Below are 22,748 nucleotides of genomic sequence, written 5' to 3'. Positions count from 1 at the left end.
AGGGAATTATTCCCGGTGCCTGTATGCGCGCAGTATTGCCCGATTTTTAGTCGGTGTCTACTGTGCCAGCTCAACCACTTTGTTATCAATAAGACGCGCCTGTCCAAGCCAGGCGGCAACCAGAATCACCGCCCGTTTACTGGTTTCAGTCAGTTCAAGCAGGGTATCTGCATCGCGGATTTGTACCTCGTCGCTACGGAACCCTTTTTCGTTCAGTTCCTGCTCGCCAAGGGCGATCATCTCGTCGAAATCACGCTCACCAGCCTGCAGTTTTTTGGCAATACTGTTCATCACCTGGCTCAGCCCCGGCGCGATTTTACGCTCGGAGGCGGTGAGATAACCGTTGCGGGAACTCAGCGCCAGACCATCTTTGGCACGAACGATCGGTACACCGATAATCTCAATGTCGTAGCCCATATCAGCCACCATTTTGCGGATCAGCGCTAATTGCTGAAAATCTTTCTCGCCAAAGCAGGCCACGTCCGGTTGAACCAGGTTAAAGAGCTTGCTGACAATCGTGGAAACGCCACGGAAATGGCCCGGGCGGCTTGCGCCTTCCAGCATGGTGGAAAGGCCGGGCACATCGACATAGGTTTGTGTGTCAGTACCCTGTGGGTAGATATCGGCAGGGGCCGGGGCGAAAATCAAATCGACTTTACGCTTGTTCAGCTTTTCGCTGTCCTCCTGCAACGTACGCGGGTAGCGCACCAGGTCTTCTGGTCGGTCAAACTGCATCGGGTTAACAAAGATACTGACGACGACCACGTCCGCACGCGCTTTCGCTTCATCCACCAGTTTCATATGACCATCGTGCAGGTTACCCATTGTCGGAACCAGCGCAATACGCTTGCCTTCCAGGCGTAGTCTGCGGATATGCTGACGCAGCAGAGGGAGGGTTTCGATTATCACCACAACAAAACTCCTTAATGGAAACTGTGTTCTTCGCCCGGATACACCCCGGACTCAACGTCAGCAATATACTGCCGTACCGCGGCGCGCATGTCGCCCGCTTCAGAAAGGAAATTTTTGGCAAATTTCGGGATGTGGCCGCCGGTAATGCCAAATGCGTCGTGCATCACCAGAATTTGCCCGTCAGTGACGTTACCTGCACCGATACCGATCACCGGGATCTGTAACGCCTCAGTGATGCGTTTCGCCAGTTCTACCGGTACGCACTCCAGTACCAGCAATTGTGCGCCGGCGGCTTCCAGTGCCAGCGCGTCGTCGAACAACACTTGTGCCGCATCGCCGCGGCCCTGTACTTTATACCCGCCGAAGATATTGACCGACTGCGGCGTCAGACCGAGGTGTCCGCACACCGGTACGGCACGCTCAGTGAGCATTTTTACCGTCTCCACCAGCCAGGCGCCGCCTTCAATTTTGACCATGTTCGCACCGGCGCGCATCACCGTCGCGGCGTTTTCAAACGCCTGTTGCGGTGTGGCGTAGGCCATAAATGGCAGGTCAGTGAGCAGCAGGCAGTGAGGCGCGCCACGGCGCACCGCGCGGGTGTGATACGCCACATCTTCAACCGTCACCGGCAACGTGGAGTCATGCCCCTGGACCGTCATTCCCAGCGAGTCACCGACCAGCATGACGTTAATGCCCTCGTCGGCAAACAGTTTCGCGAAACTGTAGTCATACGCGGTGATGGTCGCGAAGCGTTTCTTGTCCTGCTTGCATTTCTGCAACAGGGAAATGGTGGTTGGTTTCATTGCGTTTCCTGATAGCAAAAGCCGATTCTTGCGGCATTGTAACAGCAACCATCAGGGGGACAAGTTTACCAGTGGGCAGGTTGTGCGCTATTGAGTGATTTCAGCGCAACGGCAAGCGGGGTGCCATCAGGAAAAGTGAGATCAGGGGCGATTTCGAATAGCGGCCATAGCATAAAACCGCGATTTTTCATGTCGTAATGGGGAACGGTGAGGCGCCCGGTCTGAATGATACGATCGCCGAACAGCATTATATCGAGGTCGAGCGTGCGTGGCCCCCAGCGCTCTTCTTTACGCACGCGGCCTTGCTGCAGTTCAATACGTTGGGTGTGATCGAGCAGCGTTTCCGGCGCCAATGCGGTTTCCAGCCCGATGGCAGCGTTCAAATAATCGGGCTGATCCTGTGGGCCGAGTGGCGGCGTGCGGTAGAAAGAGGAGAGGGCGACGATGCGGCTGTCGGGGATCTCTCCGAGTGCAGCGATCGCCGCGTTAACCTGATCCAGCGGCGATGCCAGATTACTGCCAATGGCGATCCAGACGGTGGTCACGCGGGGCTACCCGGGCGCGGCGTGCGCTTGCGAGGCCGGCGATGACGACGGCGAGCGGGTTCATCGCCTAAATCGGTCAACATGTCTTTCTGCTCAGGCGGCGCGGCCACCTGGAATTCGCCCCACCACTGCGTCAGGCGTTGTAGTTCGGCGTTGTGTTCCGCTTCCGCACGCAGCGACAGAAGGTCGTACGCGGCGCGGAATTTCGGATGTTCCATCAGCTTCCAGGCGCGTTTCCCCTGACGACGTGACATGCGCAGCTGCAACTGCCAGATATCACGTACCAGCGTGGTAATGCGCTTCGGAATGGCGATAGAGCGACAGGCTTCGTCCAGCACGTCGTTAGTCGCCAGCGCAAAAGCGTCGTAGTAGGCCAGACCGCTTTCCTGAGCAATTTTCTGTGCCATTTCCAGTAGCGGATACCAGAACATCGCCGCGAACAGGAAAGCCGGATTCACGCGCATCTCGTTATGGATGCGGGTATCGGTATTTTTCAGCACCTGGGCGATGATGCGTTCCATCGGGCTATCACCGTTCTCCGTAAAATAACGGGTGATGGTCGGGAACAGCGGCTGGAACAAACTGTATTCGCGCAGTAAATTCCAGGTTTCGAAACCATAGCCTGCCTGCAGGAGCTTCAGTGACTCTTCAAACAGGCGCGCGGGCGGCACATCGTTAATCAACGTGGCAAGACGTGGGATCGGCTCGGCAGTTTCCGGGCTGATACGCATGCCCAGCTTCGCCGCAAAACGTACGGCGCGCAGCATACGCACCGGATCTTCGCGATATCGGGTTTCCGGGTTGCCAATCAGACGGATCACGCCATCTTTGAGATCCTGCATGCCGCCGACGTAATCACGCACCGTGAAATCCGCCACGCTGTAATACAGGCTGTTGATGGTGAAATCGCGGCGCTGGGCATCTTCTTCAATGGAACCGAAAATGTTGTCCCGCAACAGCATGCCGTTCTGGCCACGTTGTGACGTGGTGCGATCAATAGAACTGCCTTCGTGGTGACCACGGAAAGTGGCGACTTCAATGATTTCAGGACCAAACATCACATGAGCCAGGCGGAAACGGCGGCCTACGAGGCGACAGTTACGGAACAGCTTGCGCACCTGGTCGGGCGTCGCACTGGTCGTGACGTCGAAATCTTTGGGCTTTTTGCCCAGCAGCAAATCACGCACGCCGCCGCCGACCAGATAGGCTTCATAGCCCGCTTTGTTCAGTCGATAAAGAACTTTGAGGGCATTTTCACTGATATCTTTGCGGGAAATAGCATGCTGCTCACGCGGGATAACCGTCATTTTAGGTCTGGCGACGACGATTTCTGCCTCGCTCTCCTCACGGCTTAGCACCTTACGGCAAAAATTAGCGACTCGGGTAAAAATATTGCACCTCGGTTGTGTAGTATCGAAAAATCAGATTCTGGACAAAAAATAGCGGCTAATCATAGCTCAGCCAAAGGCGTTTGAGAATGCTGGATTTCCTGTACTGTCGAAAGCTTCCAGTTAGCCACTGCATTTTTCAGCAGTTCCTCAACGCTCAAATCCTGCCATTCTTTTACTATATCCTGATTAAGAAACTGTAAAGCGTTGATTAACACAGGACGTGGATCACCTTTCGGCAGCGCGGGCGCATGGTTCTGTTTGGACAACTTATTGCCATCGCTATTCAGTGCCAGCGGCAGATGAATATAATCCGGCGCCTGCCAGCCAAAATGGCGGTAAAGCGAGATCTGCCGCACGGTAGGTTCAATCAGATCCGCCCCGCGCACGATTTCCGTGACCCCCTGGAAATGGTCATCCACGACGACTGCCAGGTTATAGGCGAACAACCCATCACGACGGTGAATGATAAAGTCTTCCCGCGCCAGCGCGTCGTCAGCGACGATCTCACCCCGAAGTTTATCGTAAAACTGCAGTACGGGTTGTTGCTGGCGTAGACGCAGGGCGGCGTTGCGTGGGCCGAGACCCAGATCACGACAGTGGCCGTTGTAGATCCCGCCCATGCTGTGGATTTGGGCGCGAGTGCAGGTGCAGTAATAGCTCAACCCTTGCTTTGCGAGCCAGTCCAGCGCAGCGTGGTAGGTATCGTGTCGCTGAGACTGCCACAGCACCTCGCCATCCCAGTACAGACCGTAATGTTCCAGCTGGCGCAGAATAGTATCAGCGGCACCGGGAACTTCACGAGGGGGATCGATATCTTCTATTCGCACCAGCCAGGTGCCCTGTTGCGCGCGAGCCTGTAGATAGCTTCCGAGCGCAGCGATCAGCGAACCGAAATGCAGTTCACCTGAGGGGGAGGGCGCAAAGCGTCCTGTATAATTTGATTCTGACATCTTCAGCGTAGAAAAGAACAAGGCGGGAGAAGACTCCCGCCAGAGATTATCAGCAACGTCGCGAAGGCGACATCAGCCCGCCATCTGTTTTTCGCGAATTTCAGCCAGCGTTTTGCAATCGATGCACAGATCGGCCGTCGGGCGCGCTTCCAGACGACGAATACCGATTTCAACACCGCAGGATTCGCAGTAGCCAAAATCTTCGTCTTCGACTTTTTTCAGCGTTTTTTCGATCTTTTTGATCAGCTTGCGTTCGCGGTCACGGTTACGCAGTTCGAGACTGAACTCTTCTTCCTGCGCGGCGCGATCGACCGGATCCGGGAAGTTGGCAGCTTCATCCTGCATATGTGTAACAGTACGATCGACTTCATCCCTGAGTTGATTACGCCATGCTTCAAGGATGCGCTTGAAGTGCGCCAGCTGGGCTTCGTTCATATACTCTTCGCCCGGTTTCTCTTGATACGGCTCCACCCCAGCGATGGCGAGAATACTCAGGGACGATGTTTTACGGTTTTGCCCTTCTTGCATGTTGCTTCTCCTTAACACGCACTATCGATCCCCATGTTGGGGGAAAAATCAGGCCGCTATAAATAGCAGATGCTTTTCCGGATAGCAATTATCTAAACGTTACACTTGACAACCCTGTGAGGAAAAGCGTATTTGCGCACGCGACCAGCACACTTATTGTTCAGCTGTTTACCACGCTATAACACGACGGGTATCGGCTCACTCAGAGTCATAATATCGGCAGAAAGTTCCGCTTTATAAGCCAGAATTTCCACCCCTTTGCTTTGTGCCTCATTCAATAGTTGCGCGTATTTAGCATCGATGTGGCGCGCGGGTGAAAAACAGGTGATGGCTGAGTGAAGTACCGCAAAAAAAATGACGGCACGATCGCCTTCTGACACCACGCTCATCAGCTCCCGGAGATGCTTTTGACCCCTTTCCGTCACAGCATCCGGGAAAAAACCGTTCTCATTTTCCGCCAACGTAACCGATTTCACTTCAATATAGCAGTTTCGTCTATTGTCTGCTTGTAACATAAAATCAATTCGACTGCGCTCTGCGCCATATTTCACTTCGCTTTTCAATGCAGTATATCCGCAGAGCGCAGGAATAATTTCGGATTGAATCGCTTCTTTGACCAACGCATTGGCCCGTAGTGTATTGACGCAAATAAATGCGCCCTGCTGAGTTTGTGTTAATTCCCAGGTCTGGGCGTATTTACGTTTTATATTATCCGAGGTGGAATACCAGACGGTATCCCCCGGCGTTGCACATCCGGTCATTGCCCCGGTATTTGGGCAGTGGAGCGTGATGACGGTTCCGTCAGCGGTAACCACATCCGCCAGAAAGCGTTTATAGCGTTTTATCAACGTGGCGGATTGTAATTTAGGAATGAACTGCATCTTTGTTTCCTGATTATTCTGTTAACGGCCAACGCTCCAGCGCAGTATAACGTGTTCGTCCCTGCGAAAATGTCGACTCATACAGCACAAATTCGCTCACCGGTACCGGCCAGTGGAACCCTGGCGGCGGGATTTTTACCGCATGGCTGGCGTCACGCAGCAACGTAATGTGCGGGTGAAAGGGCTGTGGACTTTGATAACAGCCGCTACGGGCCGCCTGTGAGCGCAGCAGGCTGGCCAACTGCAACAGGCCCCTCGGCGGCTGACGAGTACCGAGCCAGACCACCCGTGATCGCAGCCACTGTCCGGCGTCGTTCAGATGCAGGATGAACCCAGGCTGGCGAATGCGTCCGGCCATTGTCGTCAGCGCGCGCTGTTTTTCCGCGCTGATGTCGCCGAGGAATGCCAGCGTCAGGTGCAGGTTTGCCGCCGCGATCGGTCGCCCGGCTTCCGGCGGGAACTGCGCTGCGCGCCAGTGAATGATCTGTTGCTGTATATCACCCGGTATTTCAAGGGCAAAAAACAGCCTTTTCGGCTCAGACATGATGGGGACTCGGTAATGATTTATCGCGATGCTACAATGCATGACCCTGAATGTTAACCCTTCGGAGCTTTTGTGTCCTTATTGCCGGTTGCCGCTGTCCTTCCCGAACTTCTTCAGGCGCTGAACCATGCGCCGCAGGTCTTACTCAATGCGCCGACTGGTGCAGGGAAATCCACCTGGCTGCCGCTGCAACTACTGGAACAGGGTGGGATTACGGGCAAAATCCTCCTGCTGGAGCCGCGCCGACTGGCGGCACGCAACGTGGCGCAGCGGCTCGCGGAACAACGGGGTGAACAGCCTGGCGGAACGATTGGCTACCGGATGCGCGCCGAAAACTGCATCGGGCCAACGACGCGGCTGGAAGTGGTCACCGAAGGGATCCTCACGCGCATGATTCAGCATGATCCCGAGCTAAGCGGCGTCGGCCTGGTGATCCTCGACGAATTCCACGAGCGTAGCCTGCAGGCGGATCTGGCGCTGGCATTGCTGCTGGATGTCCAGCAGGGGCTGCGCGAAGACCTCAAATTATTGATTATGTCCGCGACGCTGGATAACGCGCGGCTGCAACAACTGCTGCCTGACGCACCGGTGATCATCTCCGAAGGGCGCGCATACCCGGTTGAACGGCGCTATCAGGCGCTGGCGGCGCATCAGCGTTTTGATGAAGCGGTCGCTATCGCCACCGCTGAATTGCTGCGCGCAGAATCTGGCTCGCTGCTGCTGTTTCTGCCAGGCGTGGGTGAAATCCAGCGCGTTCAGGAGCAACTTGCCTCGCGCGTCGCCGCAGATACACTGCTGTGCCCGCTGTATGGCGCACTGCCGCTGAGCGAGCAGCGAAAAGCGATTCTTCCTGCCCCGGCAGGCATGCGCAAAGTGGTACTGGCGACGAACATTGCTGAAACCAGTCTGACCATCGAAGGGATCCGCCTGGTGGTCGACGGTGCGCAGGAGCGGGTTGCGCGGTTTGATGCCCGAACGGGCTTAACGCGGTTGATCACGCAGCGCGTTAGCCAGGCCTCCATGACCCAGCGCGCCGGACGCGCCGGGCGTCTGGAACCGGGCGTCTGCCTGCATCTGCTCGGCAAGGAACAGGCGGAACGCGCGGCGGCACAAAGTGAACCGGAGATCCTGCAAAGCGATCTTTCCGCCCTGCTGCTGGATCTCCTGCTGTGGGGCTGTGCCGATCCAGCAGAACTTCGCTGGCTCGATCTTCCGCCTGCCAGCAACCTGGCTGCCGCGCGGCGGTTGCTCACTCAGTTGCAGGCACTGGAGGGCGAACGGTTAACGCCGCGCGGGCAACGCATGGCCGCGCTGGGGAATGATCCCCGGCTGGCGGCGATGCTGGTGGCGGCAGACGGGCGTGATGAAGTGGCGACAGCAGCAAAAGCCGTGGCGATGCTGGAAGAGCCGCCGCGCAACAGCGGCAGCGATCTCAGTCATGCGTTTTCACGTCAGCAGCCCAACTGGCAACAGCGCGCCCGGCAGCTCAGCCAGCGGCTGGGGACGACAGGGGGTGATGCTGACATTGACGCGCTGGCACCGCTCCTGGCACGCGCTTTTGCTGACAGAATTGCCCGCCGACGCGGCCAGGAAGGACGATACCAGCTGGCGAACGGGATGGGTGCGATGCTGGACGCCGATGACGCGCTGAGCCGTCATGAGTGGCTGATTGCACCGTTGCTGTTGCAGGGCAGCCAGTCGCCGGATGCGCGTATTCTGCTGGCGCTGCCGCTGGATATCGACCGGCTGATCGCCCGCTGTCCGTGGCTGTTACAGCAGTCGGACACCATCGAGTGGGATGAGGCCCTGGGCACGCTGAAAGCCTGGCGTCGTCAGTGCATCGGCGAGCTGGTGGTCAAAGTCCAGCCGCTGGCGAAGCCGTCTGAAGAAGAACTGCATCAGGCCATGCTGAACGGCATTCGCGATAAAGGCCTGGCCGTCCTGAACTGGACTCCGGAAGCGGAACAGCTTCGGTTGCGGCTGCACTGTGCGGCAAAATGGCTGCCGGAACAGCCGTGGCCGGCGGTCGATGACGTGTCATTGCTGGCGTCGCTGGAAAGCTGGCTGCTGCCGCAGATGCAAGGTGTACATTCGCTGCGGGCGCTGAAAGCCCTCAATCTTCACACAGCCTTACAAAACCTGTTGCCGTGGTCATTACGTCAACAACTGGATAGTGAGCTGCCGGCGCATTACACTGTGCCGACCGGAAGCCGGATTGCCATCCGCTATCATGACGAAAATCCCCCGGCGCTGGCGGTACGAATGCAGGAGATGTTCGGCGAAGCGACAACGCCGACGATTGCCCAGGGGCGCGTCGCGCTGGTGCTGGAACTCCTGTCACCAGCGCAACGACCCTTGCAGATCACCCGCGATCTCAGCGCGTTCTGGCAGGGGGCGTATCGTGATGTGCAAAAAGAGATGAAAGGGCGCTATCCAAAGCACGTATGGCCAGACGATCCTGCGAATGCAGTGCCCACCCGGCGAACGAAGAAATATTCACAGACATAAAATTGAGAGATTTCTTCTTTCACCTGCGGGTGAAAGACAAGAGAATCAGGCCATTACGCCTGAAAAATGCGGAGAGAAAGCATGGCGGGGAATGACCGCGAGCCGATAGGACGAAAGGGGAGACCCGCGCGTCCGGCAAAAGAAAAAATAAGTCGTCGTCGACTCCGGGAAGAGGAGTATGACGACGAATACGATGACTACGACGATGAGGATGAAGAGCCGATGCCGCGTAAGGGGAGAGGCAGAGGGCGTAAGCCTCGTGGTAAACGCGGCTGGTTCTGGCTGCTGGTCAAGATTTGCATCGTCCTTGCGGTGCTGATCGCCATTTATGGCGTCTACCTTGATCAAAAAATTCGTAGCCGTATCGACGGAAAAGTCTGGCAGTTACCGGCGGCGGTCTATGGCCGCATGGTCAACCTTGAGCCTGACATGCCGGTCAGTAAAAACGAGATGGTGCGGTTGCTGACGGCCACGCAATACCGTCAGGTGACGGCAATGACGCGCCCTGGCGAGTTTACCGTACAGGCGAACAGCATCGAGATGATCCGCCGTCCGTTTGACTTTCCGGACAGCAAAGAGGGGCAGGTGCGCGCGCGTCTGACTTTCGATGGCGATCACCTCTCGACGATCACCAACATTGATAACAACCGTCAGTTCGGGTTCTTCCGTCTTGATCCGCGACTTATCACCATGCTCTCTTCGCCCAACGGCGAACAGCGCCTGTTTGTGCCGCGTAACGGCTTCCCGGATCTGCTGGTTGATACGCTGCTGGCCACCGAAGACCGCCACTTCTATGAGCATGACGGCATTAGCCTCTACTCCATTGGTCGTGCAGTGCTGGCTAACCTGACAGCAGGGCGGACGGTGCAGGGCGCCAGTACGCTGACGCAACAGCTGGTGAAAAACCTGTTCCTCTCCAGCGAGCGCTCTTACTGGCGTAAGGCGAACGAAGCCTATATGGCGCTGATCATGGACGCGCGTTACAGCAAGGATCGTATCCTTGAGCTGTACATGAACGAAGTTTATCTCGGTCAGAGTGGCGACAATGAAATCCGCGGCTTCCCGCTGGCGAGCCTGTACTATTTCGGTCGTCCAGTAGAGGAGCTGAGTCTTGATCAGCAGGCGTTGCTGGTGGGGATGGTGAAAGGGGCGTCAATTTACAACCCGTGGCGTAACCCGAAACTGGCGCTGGAGCGTCGTAACCTGGTGCTGCGCCTTCTGCAACAGCAGAACGTGATCGACCAGGAGCTGTACGACATGTTGAGCGCCCGTCCGCTGGGTGTTCAGCCGCGCGGTGGCGTAATTTCGCCACAACCTGCGTTTATGCAGATGGTGCGTCAGGAATTGCAGGCGAAGCTCGGCGATAAAGTTAAAGATCTCTCCGGCGTGAAGATTTTCACCACCTTTGACCCGGTGGCACAGGACGCGGCTGAAAAAGCGGCGACGGATGGGATCCCGGAATTGAAGAAACAGCGTAAGCTGAGCGATCTGGAAACCGCGATGGTGGTGGTCGACCGCTTCAGCGGCGAAGTCCGGGCGATGGTTGGCGGGGCAGAGCCGCAGTTTGCGGGTTACAACCGCGCGATGCAGGCACGCCGTTCAATTGGTTCCCTGGCGAAACCGGCAACCTATCTGACGGCGCTGAGCCAGCCGAATCTCTATCGTCTGAACACCTGGATTGCCGATGCGCCAGTCTCTATTCGTCTGTCGAACGGTCAGACCTGGTCGCCGCAGAACGACGACCATCGCTATAGCGGTCAGGTGATGCTGGTGGATGCGCTGACCCGTTCCATGAACGTGCCGACGGTAAACCTCGGGATGGCGCTGGGCCTGCCTGCGGTGACGGATACCTGGCTGAAACTGGGCGCGCCGAAAGCGCAACTGAACGCCGTACCAGCGATGCTGCTGGGCGCGCTGAACCTGACGCCAGTCGAAGTGGCGCAGGCGTTCCAGACTATCGCCAGCGGCGGTAACCGCGCCAGCCTCTCGGCGTTGCGTTCGGTGATTGCCGAAGACGGCACGGTGCTCTATCAGAGCTATCCGCAGGCAGAACGCGCCGTACCGGCGCAGGCGGCGTACATGACGTTGTGGACCATGCAGCAGGTAGTGCAGCGCGGGACGGGCCGTCAGCTGGGCGCGAAATATCCGGGTCTGCATCTGGCGGGGAAAACCGGGACCACCAACAATAATGTTGATACCTGGTTTGCCGGTATCGACGGACGTGAAGTGGTGATCACCTGGGTTGGTCGCGACAATAACCAGCCGACGAAACTGTACGGTGCAAGCGGCGCGATGTCGATTTACCAGCGCTATCTGGCAAATCAGTCGCCGATCCCGCTGAACCTGACGCCGCCGGAAGATATCGTCGATATGGGCGTAGATGATAACGGCTATTTTGTCTGCGGTGGCGGTGGAATGCGTACGTTACCGGTCTGGACGACGAACCCGGATGCGCTGTGCCAGCAGAGCCAGGCGCAGCAAGAACAACAGCCGGGTAACCCGTTTAATCAGTCGCAGCAACAGCCTCAACAGCAGCCGCAACAACAGCAGCAACAGCGGCAGCAGGAAAAAAGCGACGGCGTCGCAGGCTGGATCAAAGACATGTTTGGCGGTGACTAACACTGGCGCACAGGCCCTCTCTCTACGTGGAGAGGGTCTTTCAAGATCCCCGATTTAACCTCATTCTAACTCCCTAACAACACTCCGGTTATTTTTTATTCCCTTAATACCTTCAGGGTCGCATTCTCCTTGCTATGGTTGCGTCGTTTCGCCTATTATGCTGCCGTCATAATAATAATTCTCGTTTACGTTATCATTCACTATTTCATCAGAGAACCGAAATGGCGCGTCCAAAAACTGCTCAGCCAAAGCCTGCCACATTGCGTAAAATCGCAGTGGTAGTAGCCACAGCGGTTAGCGGCATGTCTGTATACGCACAGGCGGCTGAACAACCGAAAGAAGAAACCATCACCGTTACCGCCGCACCTGACACCCAGGAAAACGCCTGGGGTCCGGCACCAACAATCGCCGCGAAACGTACCGCGACGGCAACGAAGACCGATACCCCGATCGAAAAAACACCGCAGTCGATTTCCGTGGTGACACGCGAAGAGATGGAAATGCATCAGTTCCAGTCCGTCAAGGAAGCGTTGGGTTACACGCCAGGCGTGACGGTCAGCAGCCGTGGTGCTTCGAATACCTATGATTTTGTCATTATCCGCGGTTTTTCTTCTGTCGGCCTGAGCCAGAATAACTATCTGGATGGCATGAAGTTGCAGGGTGATTTCTATAACGATGCGGTTATCGATCCCTACATGCTGGAGCGAGTTGAGCTGATGCGCGGCCCGGTATCGGTGCTGTATGGTAAAAGCAACCCTGGTGGTATCATCTCTATGGTCAGCAAGCGCCCGACCACTGAGCCGCTGCATGAAATTCAGTTCAAAATGGGAACAGATAATCTGTTCCAGACCGGTTTTGACTTCAGTGATGCACTGGATGACAACGGTGAATTCTCCTACCGCCTGACCGGTGTGGCGCGTTCCAGTAATGAGCAGCAGGAAAATGCGGAGCAGCAACGCTATGCGATTGCGCCGTCTTTCTCCTGGCGCCCGGATGACAAAACCAATTTCACCTTCCTGTCATACTTCCAGAATGAACCGGAAACTGGCTACTACGGCTGGTTACCGAAAGAAGGGACTGTTCAACCGTTGCCAAATGGTGGTCATCTGCCGACCAGTTTCAACGAAGGAGCCAGTAACAACACCTATTCCCGTAATCAGAAAATGGTGGGTTACAGCTTCGAACACGGTTTCAACGACACGTTTACCGTGCGCCAGAATTTGCGTTTCTCTGAAATGAAGGTTGCCCAAAAGAGTGCTTACGGTACCGGTCTGTGTAACAACAGCATGAATGCCTTCAACGTTTACTGTCAGGCATTGACGCCAGAGCAACAGGCACATTATCTGGGGCGTGGCACTGTCGTGGACAATGAGCGTTTGCAGAATTTTAGCGTTGATACTCAACTGCAAAGCAAATTTGCGACCGGCAGTATCGATCATACGCTGCTGACCGGTGTTGATTACATGCGTATGCGCAATGATATCAATGCCCTGTTTGGTAACGCCCCGGCGCTGGATCTCAACAACCTGCCGTCAATGAATGATGTTGATTTTGGTGATGCTGTCCCTTACCAGATGAACGAAAGCAAGCAAACGGGCATTTACGTTCAGGATCAGGCCGAATGGGACAAATGGGTGGTGACGCTGGGCGGTCGCTATGACTGGTCGAAGCAGGCAACCACCGTTCGCAGCGATAACGGCTACATCGATCGCAACGATCACAAATTTACCTGGCGTGGTGGCGTTAACTATCTGTTCGATAATGGTATTTCACCATACGTTAGCTATAGCCAGTCTTTCGAACCGAACGCCTTCAGTCTTTACAGCACTCCTCGCGTCGCTTATGCACCTTCTAAAGGTGAACAGTATGAGGCGGGTGTGAAGTATGTGCCGAAAGATATGCCGATCGTGGTGACTGGTGCGCTCTATCAGTTGACCAAATCGGATACTCTCATGGCGGACCCGAACAACGCCCTGAATCAGGTGCCCGCGGGTGAGATCCGTTCTCGCGGTGCAGAGCTTGAAGCCAAAGCAGCGGTAAATGCCAATATCAACGTGACTGCGTCTTATACCTACACAGATGCGCAATACACGAAAGATACTGATCTGAAAGGCAATACCGTGGTACAGGTGCCTAAACATATGGCTTCACTGTGGGGCGATTACACCTTCAATGAAGGCGCTCTATCAGGCCTGACGCTGGGTACCGGTGGACGCTTTATTGGTTCCAGCTATGGCGATCCGGCAAATACCTTCAAGGTCGGCAGTGCGGCTGTCATGGATGCAGTTGTGAAATACGATCTGGCACGTTTCGGTATGGCAGGCTCCAGTCTGGCAGTGAACGTGAATAACGTATTTGACCGGGAATACGTATCCAGCTGCTTCGAAACCTATGGTTGTTTCTGGGGCGCAGAGCGTCAGGTGGTTGCTACCGCAACGTTCCGTTTCTAAATCCTTTTCAGGCGCGGTTTGCCGCGCCTTTTTCACACGTTGGTCGCTATGCAGGAAAAAACTTCTCTTTCCGAAACCACCTTTTCGCTTAGCAACGTCTCTTTCCGCGTGCCTGGCCGTACGCTGCTGCATCCTCTCTCTTTGACGTTCCCGGTGGGTAAAGTGACCGGACTGATCGGTCATAACGGTTCGGGCAAATCAACGCTGCTGAAAATGCTTGGTCGCCATCAGCCGCCGACGGAAGGGGAGATCCTGCTCGACGGTCAACCGCTGGAGAGCTGGAACAGTAAGTCGTTCGCCCGTAAGGTTGCCTATCTGCCGCAACAACTGCCGCAGGCGGAGGGGATGACGGTGCGCGAACTGGTGGCGATTGGTCGTTACCCGTGGCATGGCGCGTTAGGGCGCTTTGGCGTGGCGGACAGAGAAAAAGTGGAAGAGGCGATAAGTCTGGTCGGCTTAAAACCGCTGGCACACCGTCTGGTGGACAGCCTTTCCGGCGGCGAACGTCAACGGGCGTGGATCGCCATGCTGGTGGCGCAGGACAGCCGTTGCCTGCTGCTCGACGAACCGACGTCCGCGCTGGATATCGCGCATCAGGTGGATGTACTGGCGCTGGTGCATCGCCTGAGCCAGCAGCGCGGGCTGACAGTGATCGCCGTGCTGCATGACATCAATATGGCGGCGCGGTACTGCGATTTTCTGGTGGCGCTGCGTGGCGGTGAAATGATTGCTCAGGGGACGCCGGAAACATTGATGTGCGGTGAAACGCTGGAACAGATCTACGGTATTCCGATGGGCATTCTGCCGCATCCGGCGGGCGCTGCACCGGTAAGTTTTGTCTATTGATGAACAGTTCAATGTTAATTAGCCGCCGACGTTTGCTGACCGCCATAGCGCTGTCGCCGCTGCTGCTGAAGATGAAGAGTGCCCGCGCGGCGACAGTCGATCCGCATCGCATCGTGGCGCTGGAATGGCTGCCGGTTGAGCTGCTGCTGGCGCTTGGCGTTACCCCTTATGGTGTTGCTGACATCCCCAACTACAAGTTGTGGGTGAACGAGCCAGCGCTGCCGGATTCGGTGATTGACATTGGATTACGCACTGAGCCCAATCTTGAACTGCTGACTGAAATGAAACCCTCGTATATGGTCTGGTCAGCAGGCTATGGCCCGTCGCCGGAGACGCTGGCAAAAATCGCCCCTGGCCGCGGTTTTAATTTTAGCGACGGCAAAAATCCCCTGGCGATGGCGCGTAAATCGCTGGGGGAAATGTCGCAACTGCTCGGGCTGGAAACGGCGGCCCGCCAGCATCTTGACCACTTCGACCAGTTTGTCGCGCAGTACAAACCACGCTTTGCACAGCGAGGCCAGCGCCCGTTGCTGATGCTCACTTTGCTCGACGCCCGCCATATGCTCGCCTTTGGTCCTAACTGCCTGTTCCAGCCCATTCTTGATGCATACGGTATTGTCAATGCCTGGCAGGGTAAACCCAACTTCTGGGGCAGCGAAGTGGTGGGTATCGACCGGCTTGGCGAATTTAAGGATGCGGACGTGCTGTGCTTTGACCACGGCAACGAAACCGAAATGCAAAAACTGATGGCGACGCCATTGTGGCAGGCGATGCCGTTTGTCCGCCAGCAGCGTTTCCGGCGCGTGCCCGCCGTCTGGTTTTACGGCGCCACACTGTCGACAATGAATTTTGTCCGTGTGCTGGATAACGCGCTGGGAGGGAAAGCATGAGATCGCGAATCATGCTGTTCCCGGCAGCGCTGTTACTCGTGCTGTTTATTGCTGCCGCCGCACTGAGTTGGGTGAACTTTAACATCGCGTTGCCGCGCGCACAGTGGCGCGAGGCATTCTGGCAGCCGAATATCGACAGCATCGCGCAGATGTTGTTCCACTACAGTTTGCTGCCGCGGGTGGTCGTTTCACTGCTGGTGGGCGCCGGGCTGGGCTTAGTGGGCATACTGTTCCAGCAGGTGCTGCGTAACCCGCTGGCGGAACCGACGACGCTCGGCGTCGCGACCGGCGCGCAACTGGGGATTACCGTCACTGCGCTGTGGGCCTTACCCGGCGCGTTGACGGCGCAGTTCGCGGCGCTGGCGGGCGCCTGTATTGTCGGCGCGCTGGTGTTCGGTGTCTCCTGGGGCAAACGCTTGTCGCCGGTGACGCTGATCCTCGCCGGTCTGGTGGTCAGCATGTACTGTGGCGCAATCAATCAGCTGCTGGCGATTTTCCATCATGATCAGTTGCAGAGCGTGTTCCTGTGGGGCACCGGGACGCTGACGCAAACCGACTGGAGCGTGGTGAAACAACTGTGGCCGCAACTGCTTGGCGGCGTGATGCTGACCCTGCTGCTATTGCGTCCATTGACGCTGATGGGGCTGGATGACGGCGTGGCGCGCAATCTCGGGCTGGCGTTGTCACTGGCGCGTCTGGCCGCGCTGGTGCTGGCGATTGTCATCAGCGCGCTGCTGGTGAATGCGGTGGGGATCATTGGCTTTATCGGCCTGTTTGCCCCGCTGCTGGCGAAAATGCTTGGCGCCCGTCGCCTGCTTTCCCGCCTGATGCTGGCACCGCTGATTGGTGCGCTGATCCTCTGGCTGTCCGATCAGATCATTCTCTGGCTTTCCCGCGTCTGGATGGAAGTCTCAACCGGTTCCGTGACCGCACTGATTGGCGCACCGCTGCTACTCTGGCTGTTGCCGCGACTGCGCAGCATCAGCGCCCCGGCGATGGATGCCGGGGATCGCGTCGCCGCAGAGCGCCAGCGAGTGCTGGCCTGGTCACTGGCAGGGCTGGCGGTGTTGCTGCTGGTGATGCTGGTCTCACTCTCGTTTGGCCGCGATTCTCAGGGCTGGCAGTGGGCGGGCAATGAACTGCTGAATCAACTGATGGAATGGCGAGCGCCGCGCATTCTGGCAGCGCTGATCGCCGGGATGATGCTGGCGGTAGCCGGCTGTATTATTCAGCGCCTGACCGGTAACCCGATGGCCAGCCCGGAAGTGCTGGGGATTTCCTCCGGCGCGGCGTTTGGTGTGGTGGTGATGTTATTTTTCGTGCCGGGCGATGCCTTCGGCTGGCTGATGCCTGCCGGTAGCCTCGGTGCGGCAGCGACGCTGATGGTTATCCTGATCGCCGCCGGGCGTGGCGGTTTTTCACCGCACCGTATGTTGCTGGCGGGGATGGCGCTCAGTACAGCGTTTACCATGCTGCTGATGATGTTGCAGGCCAGTGGCGACCCGCGCATGGCACAGATCCTGACGTGGATCTCCGGTTCTACCTACAACGCGTCATACCCGCAGGTGGTTCGCACCGGGATAATGATGATTGTACTGCTGGCGGTGGTGCCGTTTTGCCGTCGTTGGCTGACCATTTTACCGCTGGGCGGCGAGACGGCCCGCGCGGTCGGGATGGCGCTGACACCGTCACGCATAGGATTACTGTTGCTGGCAGCATGTCTGACGGCCACCGCCACGATGACCATCGGGCCACTCAGTTTTATTGGTCTGATGGCACCGCATATGGCGCGCATGATGGGGTTCCGCCGGACGATGCCGCACATCGTGCTGTCGGCGCTCATTGGCGGATTACTGCTGGTATTTGCTGACTGGTGTGGCCGGATGGTGCTGTTCCCTTACCAGATCCCGGCGGGGCTGCTGTCGACGTTTATCGGTGCACCGTACTTTATCTATCTGCTGAGGAAGCAGAGCCGATAAATCCAGGCCGGGAAGCGCTCATGCGTACCCGGCCTGCAAAACTTACAGCTGCGCAAACACTCTGCGGGCTGCGTCGATCGTGTTATCGATATCTTCTTCGCTGTGGGCAACAGACATAAAGCCCGCTTCAAATGCTGATGGCGCCAGGTAGACGCCTTCCTCCAGCATCAGATGGAAGAAGCGTTTAAAACGTTCCACATCGCATTTCACCACATCCTGATAGCAGGTTACGGTCTCTGCATCAGTAAAGAAAATCCCGAACATGCCGCCAACGTGGTTCACCACCAGTGGGATCCCCGCCTCTTTTGCCGCCGCCAGCAAGCCATTCGCCAGTTGTGTGGTCAGCGCGGTCAGTGTGGAATGCACGCCCGGCTGTGAGACTTCCGTCAGACAGGCAAAACCGGCAGCCATGGCAATCGGGTTACCGGACAGCGTGCCCGCCTGATAGACCGGGCCGGTCGGCGCCAGCGCGTCCATCACGTCACGACGTCCGCCGAACGCACCAACAGGCATGCCGCCGCCGATGATTTTGCCAAGGCAGGTCAGATCCGGCACCACATCGTAATACGACTGCGCGCCTGCCAGCGCTACGCGGAAACCCGTCATGACTTCGTCGATGATCAGCAGCGCGCCAAATTCGTCGCACAGCGCACGCAGGCCTGGCAGGAAATCCGACTGCGGCGGAATGCAGTTCATGTTGCCCGCCACCGGCTCAACGATGATACAGGCGATATCCTGCGGATACTGTTCGAATGCGGCGCGTACTGATGGCAGATCGTTATACGTGCAGGTCAGGGTATGTTTCGCGAAGTCCGCCGGGACGCCGGGTGAGTTCGGCTGGCCGAGGGTCAGCGCGCCAGAACCAGCTTTCACCAGCAGGCAGTCGGCGTGGCCGTGATAGCAGCCTTCGAATTTGATGATTTTGTCGCGACCGGTAAAGCCGCGCGCCAGACGGATCGCGCTCATGGTCGCTTCGGTGCCGGAGTTCACCATGCGTACCATATCCATCGTCGGCACCAGCTCGGTGACCAGCGCGGCCATTTTCACTTCCATTTCGGTGGGCGCACCGAAGCTCAGACCACGTTCCGCCGCTTCAATCACCGCATTGCGAATGGCAGGATGGTTATGCCCCAGCACCATCGGCCCCCACGAGCCAACGTAATCGACATACGCTTTGCCGTCTACGTCATACAGGTAAGCGCCATCGGCACGTTCGATAAACAGCGGTGTACCGCCCACGCCAGTGAAGGCACGTACCGGTGAGTTAACACCGCCGGGAATAAGTTCGCGCGCGGCGCTGAAGAGGTTTTCTGATTTGCTCATAGCCTGTTCCTGGTTCGTAGAAAGCGAAATGAGGACTATTCTAAGGTATTCCGCGAGCAAGAGCAGGGAATTTTCAGGCGACAGGGTGGCGGCAGGATGAGTACAATACGCCGCGCAATTTGTATGACTAATTAATGATAACGGCATGAAAGCAGAAACGTCTTCTTTTGAATCACAGCAACTTCTTCGTTTACGCCGCCGCCATGTGATGCGTCGCCTGCTTAACCGTGACAAAACGCCGCTGGCGATTTTGTTGATGGCCGCCGTGGTGGGCACGATTACCGGGCTGGCGGGCGTCGCATTTGAAAAGGCCGTCACCTGGGTACAGAACGGGCGTATTGAAACGCTGACACAGGTGGCCGATCACGGTTTTCTGCTCTGGCCGCTGGCGTTTATTCTCTCGGCGCTGCTGGCGATGGTGGGTTATTTTCTGGTGCGTCGTTTTGCACCGGAGGCTGGTGGTTCGGGGATCCCGGAAATCGAAGGGGCGCTGGAAGAACTGCGTCCGGTGCGCTGGTGGCGAGTGTTGCCGGTGAAATTCATCGGCGGGATGGGCACACTAGGCGCGGGCATGGTGCTCGGCCGTGAAGGGCCGACGGTGCAGATTGGCGGCAACATTGGCCGCATGGTACTGGATCTGTTTCGCATGCGCAGCCCTGAAGCTCGCCATACGCTGCTGGCAACCGGGGCCGCGGCGGGGTTATCGGCAGCATTTAATGCGCCGCTGGCCGGGATCCTGTTTATCATCGAAGAGATGCGTCCGCAGTTTCGCTATAACCTCATCTCCATTAAAGCGGTGTTTACTGGCGTTATCATGTCGAGCATCGTATTCCGTATCTTCAACGGCGAAGTGGCGATTATCGATGTAGGCCATCTGTCAAACGCGCCGGTGAATACGTTATGGCTGTACCTGATTTTAGGGATGATTTTCGGCTGCGTTGGACCGTTGTTTAACGCGCTGGTATTGCGTACGCAGGATATGTTTCAGCAGCTGCACGGCGGAGAGATCAAAAAGTGGGTGTTGATCGGCGGCGTCATTGGCGGGTCGTGCGGCGTGCTGGGGTTGATCCAACCGGCTGCTGCTGGCGGCGGTTTTTACCTCATTCCCATTGCGGCGGCGGGCAATTACACCATCGGCGTGCTGCTGTTTATCTTTGTTGCCCGCGTGGTGACGACGCTGCTCTGTTTCTCTTCCGGCGCGCCGGGCGGAATTTTTGCGCCGATGCTGGCGTTGGGAACCCTGTTCGGCACCGCGTTCGGCATGGCGGCGGCGGTCAGTTTTCCGGCGTATCAACTGGACGCAGGCACCTTTGCGATTGCCGGAATGGGGGCACTGCTGGCCGCATCGCTGCGTGCGCCGCTCACCGGGATTGTGCTGGTTCTGGAAATGACTGACAACTATCAGCTCATTTTGCCAATGATTATTACCTGTCTTGGCGCAACACTACTGGCACAATTTCTGGGCGGTAAACCGCTATACTCCTCTATCCTCGCGCGTACACTGGCAAAACAGCAGGCAGAACAAGAGCGCAATACACAGCAGGTTAGTGGGGAGAATACTTGAACGAAATACTCGGGTATTAGATAATGGCTCAAAAGCTCAGGTTATAATTTAACCTGACTGCAGTATAACCGGGAGTAAGAAATGAGTGATGACGTAGCAGCACTGCCGCTGCAGTTTACTGATGCCGCAGCGAAAAAGGTAAAAAGCCTGATCGCGGATGAAGATAACCCGAACCTGAAACTCCGCGTGTACATCACTGGCGGTGGTTGCAGCGGGTTCCAGTACGGTTTTACCTTTGATGATCAAATCAACGAAGGCGATATGACCATTGAGAAGCAGGGTGTTGGTCTGGTTGTGGACCCAATGAGTCTGCAATACCTGGTCGGCGGTTCTGTGGATTACACAGAAGGCCTGGAAGGGTCTCGCTTCATTGTCTCCAACCCGAACGCCACCAGCACCTGTGGGTGTGGTTCCTCGTTCAGTATCTGATGCCGTTGGCCCGGCACTGACCGGGCCGACTCACCGCATTACCGTCCGTTTTCATCCAGCGCAAACGTCGGCAGTTTCAGATGCCAGCGTATCGCCGCCAGGCGAATCACCAGCGTCACTAACATTCCCAGCATCGCCGAATTTTCAAGTGACATTGCGAACGTGTAATGCGCTGTCGCATGAACGATGCCGCCGACAATACAGGCAGTGGCGTAGATTTCGGTGCGTAAAATCATTGGGATTTCGCGCGCCAGCACGTCACGGATGATCCCGCCGCCGACACCGGTGACCACGCCCATGCAGATGGCGACTAACGGGCCGCTGTCGGCCAGAAACGCCTTGTTAACACCAATCCCGACGAATACCGCCAGCCCGACGGCATCCAGCACCGGTAAAATCCATTTCGGCAACCGGCGTGGCTGACGCACCAGCAAAATCGTCAGCATACTGGTGACCATCGCGACGACCAGATCCGTGGGATCTTTCACCCAGAATACCGGGCCATTGGCCAACGCCATATCACGAATGGTGCCGCCGCCGACAGCGGTGACGACGCCGAGCACTAGCACGCCAAATGGATCCATGCGAAGTTTTCCGGCGAGCAGAACGCCGGAGACAGCAAAAACGGCTGTACCTACAATATCCAGCCAATACACGAGCATCGTTATTTTCCTGCCTGATTCACCTGCGCAAGCGCAGAACAGAGTTGTTTTGCGGCGAGGATAATACGCGGGCTCGCGCGTTCAAACCAGTCACTATTAAGAGCAATAACTGGAATTTTGAGCTGGGTATGCCAGTAAGCTTCAATTTTCGGAACTTCTCTCTCTTTTCCCCCGAAGACAATGGCCTGTGGATCGCGGGACAGCACCTGCTCACGACTGACCTGCGGCCAGGGAACCCGGCTGGCGGCAAAAATGTTTTCTCCACCACACAGTTCAAGGATCTCGTTTTGAATAGAGTGCTTTCCGCTGGTAAAGAGGGGATTTGCGCCGAACTGTAAAAAAACACGCGTTTTATGGACACTGGCATAGCGGGATTTCAGCGTCGCATAGTCCTGCTGTAACGCACGGGCGGCCTGTGTCGCTTTTTCAGGCTGCGGGCTCCACGCTGCCAGCTGTTGTAATGCGTCAATGATGCTGGCGACAGAATCGGTTTCAATCCACAGCACGTGGATGCCCAGTGCGCTCAACTGGTTGATCTGGCGTTCAGCATTTCCCTCTTTCCACGCCAGCACCAGGTCTGGTTTGAGCGCCACAATGCGTTCAAAATTGATGCCCTGCCAGCTCGCGACCTGTTCAATGGCGGCGGCTTGCGGCGGATAATCAGAAAATGCGCTTACGCCGACAGGCGTGATCCCGGCGGCGAAAGCCAGTTCGGTATTGGATGGAGACAGTGAAACAACCCGCGGCGCGGCAAACAGCCACGCCGGGGTGAGCAGAAGCAGGGCGATGACAGCCCTGAAGCCAGCGTTAGCCACGCGCCAGCTTCTGTACCAGGGTTTCTACCATCAGGGTAGACTGCTTCGCGGCCACGGCGAGGAATTCGTCAAAGCTGAGGTGCGACTGCTGATCAGCCACGTCGGAGAT

General features: G+C 56.9%; 19 protein-coding genes and 1 pseudogene. 8 read left to right on the top strand and 12 right to left on the bottom strand.

The annotated features are described in order from the left end of the window. Window positions 1-57: 57 nt before the first annotated feature. The 8 genes from panC to thpR all read right to left on the bottom strand — a co-directional run bounded on the left by panC (window position 58) and on the right by thpR (window position 6,554). Entirely contained in the window at window positions 58-912 is an 855-nt protein-coding gene (gene panC, locus GTGU_RS07870) for a pantoate--beta-alanine ligase (RefSeq protein ID WP_038155585.1), read from the bottom strand. An 11-nt stretch (window positions 913-923) separates the two neighbouring features. Further along, window positions 924-1,715 carry a 3-methyl-2-oxobutanoate hydroxymethyltransferase gene (gene panB, locus GTGU_RS07865; protein WP_038155584.1) on the bottom strand — a complete coding sequence of 264 codons (792 nt, stop codon included), beginning with the start codon at window positions 1,713-1,715 and terminating at the stop codon, window positions 924-926. Window positions 1,716-1,780: 65 nt separating this feature from the next. After that, entirely contained in the window at window positions 1,781-2,260 is a 480-nt protein-coding gene (gene folK, locus GTGU_RS07860; protein ID WP_038155583.1) for a 2-amino-4-hydroxy-6-hydroxymethyldihydropteridine diphosphokinase, read from the bottom strand. Further along, entirely contained in the window at window positions 2,257-3,651 is a 1,395-nt protein-coding gene (gene pcnB, locus GTGU_RS07855; protein WP_072011929.1) for a polynucleotide adenylyltransferase PcnB, read from the bottom strand. Before pcnB ends, folK begins: the two co-directional genes overlap by 4 nt. 59 nt (window positions 3,652-3,710) lie before the next feature. Beyond that, on the bottom strand, window positions 3,711-4,601 hold the full coding sequence (gene gluQRS / locus GTGU_RS07850; protein ID WP_038155581.1) for a tRNA glutamyl-Q(34) synthetase GluQRS: 891 nt from the start codon (window positions 4,599-4,601) through the stop codon (window positions 3,711-3,713). Between the two features lie 72 nt (window positions 4,602-4,673). Beyond that, window positions 4,674-5,129, bottom strand: a complete 456-nt coding sequence (gene dksA / locus GTGU_RS07845; protein ID WP_007749299.1) for an RNA polymerase-binding protein DksA — start codon at window positions 5,127-5,129, stop codon at window positions 4,674-4,676. 176 nt (window positions 5,130-5,305) lie between these two features. Continuing rightward, complete coding sequence (sfsA, locus tag GTGU_RS07840) at window positions 5,306-6,010, bottom strand: DNA/RNA nuclease SfsA (protein ID WP_038155580.1); 705 nt, start codon at window positions 6,008-6,010, stop codon at window positions 5,306-5,308. A 13-nt stretch (window positions 6,011-6,023) separates the two neighbouring features. Next, complete coding sequence (gene thpR, locus GTGU_RS07835) at window positions 6,024-6,554, bottom strand: RNA 2',3'-cyclic phosphodiesterase (RefSeq protein WP_038155579.1); 531 nt, start codon at window positions 6,552-6,554, stop codon at window positions 6,024-6,026. Between the two features lie 72 nt (window positions 6,555-6,626). On the opposite strand from thpR, the gene hrpB reads away from it, so the two are divergent. The 6 genes from hrpB to fhuB all read left to right on the top strand — a co-directional run bounded on the left by hrpB (window position 6,627) and on the right by fhuB (window position 17,846). Further along, window positions 6,627-9,062, top strand: a complete 2,436-nt coding sequence (hrpB, locus tag GTGU_RS07830; protein WP_038155578.1) for an ATP-dependent helicase HrpB — start codon at window positions 6,627-6,629, stop codon at window positions 9,060-9,062. A gap of 81 nt (window positions 9,063-9,143) precedes the next feature. Beyond that, a complete protein-coding gene (gene mrcB / locus GTGU_RS07825) occupies window positions 9,144-11,681 on the top strand; it encodes a bifunctional glycosyl transferase/transpeptidase (RefSeq protein ID WP_038155577.1) in 2,538 nt (845 codons plus the stop codon). A 221-nt stretch (window positions 11,682-11,902) separates the two neighbouring features. Next, entirely contained in the window at window positions 11,903-14,131 is a 2,229-nt protein-coding gene (gene fhuA, locus GTGU_RS07820; RefSeq protein WP_038155576.1) for a ferrichrome porin FhuA, read from the top strand. Between the two features lie 48 nt (window positions 14,132-14,179). Continuing rightward, window positions 14,180-14,977, top strand: a complete 798-nt coding sequence (fhuC, locus tag GTGU_RS07815; protein ID WP_038155575.1) for a Fe3+-hydroxamate ABC transporter ATP-binding protein FhuC — start codon at window positions 14,180-14,182, stop codon at window positions 14,975-14,977. Further along, window positions 14,977-15,867: a Fe(3+)-hydroxamate ABC transporter substrate-binding protein FhuD gene (fhuD, locus tag GTGU_RS07810; RefSeq protein ID WP_038155574.1), complete on the top strand. Its 891-nt coding sequence runs from the start codon at window positions 14,977-14,979 to the stop codon at window positions 15,865-15,867. Before fhuC ends, fhuD begins: the two co-directional genes overlap by 1 nt. Further along, entirely contained in the window at window positions 15,864-17,846 is a 1,983-nt protein-coding gene (gene fhuB / locus GTGU_RS07805; RefSeq protein WP_038155573.1) for a Fe(3+)-hydroxamate ABC transporter permease FhuB, read from the top strand. The genes fhuD and fhuB overlap by 4 nt, the downstream gene beginning before the upstream one ends. Window positions 17,847-17,888: 42 nt before the next feature. Here fhuB and hemL read toward each other — a convergent pair whose 3' ends face one another. Continuing rightward, complete coding sequence (gene hemL / locus GTGU_RS07800) at window positions 17,889-19,169, bottom strand: glutamate-1-semialdehyde 2,1-aminomutase (RefSeq protein WP_038155572.1); 1,281 nt, start codon at window positions 19,167-19,169, stop codon at window positions 17,889-17,891. Window positions 19,170-19,314: 145 nt separating this feature from the next. Between hemL and clcA the strand changes: the two genes are divergently transcribed. Together clcA and erpA are read left to right on the top strand one after the other, a co-directional pair. Then, complete coding sequence (gene clcA, locus GTGU_RS07795; protein ID WP_038155571.1) at window positions 19,315-20,733, top strand: H(+)/Cl(-) exchange transporter ClcA; 1,419 nt, start codon at window positions 19,315-19,317, stop codon at window positions 20,731-20,733. Window positions 20,734-20,814: 81 nt separating this feature from the next. Beyond that, window positions 20,815-21,162, top strand: coding sequence for an iron-sulfur cluster insertion protein ErpA (gene erpA / locus GTGU_RS07790; protein ID WP_038155568.1), 348 nt, complete (start codon window positions 20,815-20,817; stop codon window positions 21,160-21,162). A gap of 38 nt (window positions 21,163-21,200) precedes the next feature. Here the strand turns inward: erpA and GTGU_RS07785 are convergent, their stop codons facing one another. The 3 genes and pseudogenes from GTGU_RS07785 to GTGU_RS25325 form a co-directional block, all read right to left on the bottom strand. Beyond that, on the bottom strand, window positions 21,201-21,824 hold the full coding sequence (locus GTGU_RS07785; protein WP_038155566.1) for a TRIC cation channel family protein: 624 nt from the start codon (window positions 21,822-21,824) through the stop codon (window positions 21,201-21,203). Window positions 21,825-21,826: 2 nt separating this feature from the next. Then, entirely contained in the window at window positions 21,827-22,639 is an 813-nt protein-coding gene (btuF, locus tag GTGU_RS07780; protein WP_038155564.1) for a vitamin B12 ABC transporter substrate-binding protein BtuF, read from the bottom strand. Continuing rightward, a pseudogene (locus GTGU_RS25325) lies at window positions 22,632-22,748 on the bottom strand (5'-methylthioadenosine/S-adenosylhomocysteine nucleosidase); the annotation flags it as partial. The gene btuF and the pseudogene GTGU_RS25325, both read right to left, overlap by 8 nt.

The sequence above is a fragment of the Trabulsiella guamensis ATCC 49490 genome, from assembly GCF_000734965.1.
In the GTDB taxonomy this organism is placed as follows: Bacteria; Pseudomonadota; Gammaproteobacteria; order Enterobacterales; family Enterobacteriaceae; genus Trabulsiella; species Trabulsiella guamensis.
This window is presented reverse-complemented; position numbering and strand designations above follow the sequence as displayed.

What these genes read in the sequence shown, in the direction of transcription:
- panB (WP_038155584.1), bottom strand. Translation starts at nt 1,715, where the DNA reads ATGAAACCAACCACCATTTCCCTGTTGCAGAAATGCAAGCAGGACAAG.
- gluQRS (WP_038155581.1), bottom strand. Translation starts at nt 4,601, where the DNA reads ATGTCAGAATCAAATTATACAGGACGCTTTGCGCCCTCCCCCTCAGGT.
- dksA (WP_007749299.1), bottom strand. Translation starts at nt 5,129, where the DNA reads ATGCAAGAAGGGCAAAACCGTAAAACATCGTCCCTGAGTATTCTCGCC.
- sfsA (WP_038155580.1), bottom strand. Translation starts at nt 6,010, where the DNA reads ATGCAGTTCATTCCTAAATTACAATCCGCCACGTTGATAAAACGCTAT.
- thpR (WP_038155579.1), bottom strand. Translation starts at nt 6,554, where the DNA reads ATGTCTGAGCCGAAAAGGCTGTTTTTTGCCCTTGAAATACCGGGTGAT.
- mrcB (WP_038155577.1), top strand. Translation starts at nt 9,144, where the DNA reads ATGGCGGGGAATGACCGCGAGCCGATAGGACGAAAGGGGAGACCCGCG.
- fhuA (WP_038155576.1), top strand. Translation starts at nt 11,903, where the DNA reads ATGGCGCGTCCAAAAACTGCTCAGCCAAAGCCTGCCACATTGCGTAAA.
- fhuC (WP_038155575.1), top strand. Translation starts at nt 14,180, where the DNA reads ATGCAGGAAAAAACTTCTCTTTCCGAAACCACCTTTTCGCTTAGCAAC.
- fhuD (WP_038155574.1), top strand. Translation starts at nt 14,977, where the DNA reads ATGAACAGTTCAATGTTAATTAGCCGCCGACGTTTGCTGACCGCCATA.
- fhuB (WP_038155573.1), top strand. Translation starts at nt 15,864, where the DNA reads ATGAGATCGCGAATCATGCTGTTCCCGGCAGCGCTGTTACTCGTGCTG.
- hemL (WP_038155572.1), bottom strand. Translation starts at nt 19,169, where the DNA reads ATGAGCAAATCAGAAAACCTCTTCAGCGCCGCGCGCGAACTTATTCCC.
- clcA (WP_038155571.1), top strand. Translation starts at nt 19,315, where the DNA reads ATGAAAGCAGAAACGTCTTCTTTTGAATCACAGCAACTTCTTCGTTTA.
- erpA (WP_038155568.1), top strand. Translation starts at nt 20,815, where the DNA reads ATGAGTGATGACGTAGCAGCACTGCCGCTGCAGTTTACTGATGCCGCA.
- GTGU_RS07785 (WP_038155566.1), bottom strand. Translation starts at nt 21,824, where the DNA reads ATGCTCGTGTATTGGCTGGATATTGTAGGTACAGCCGTTTTTGCTGTC.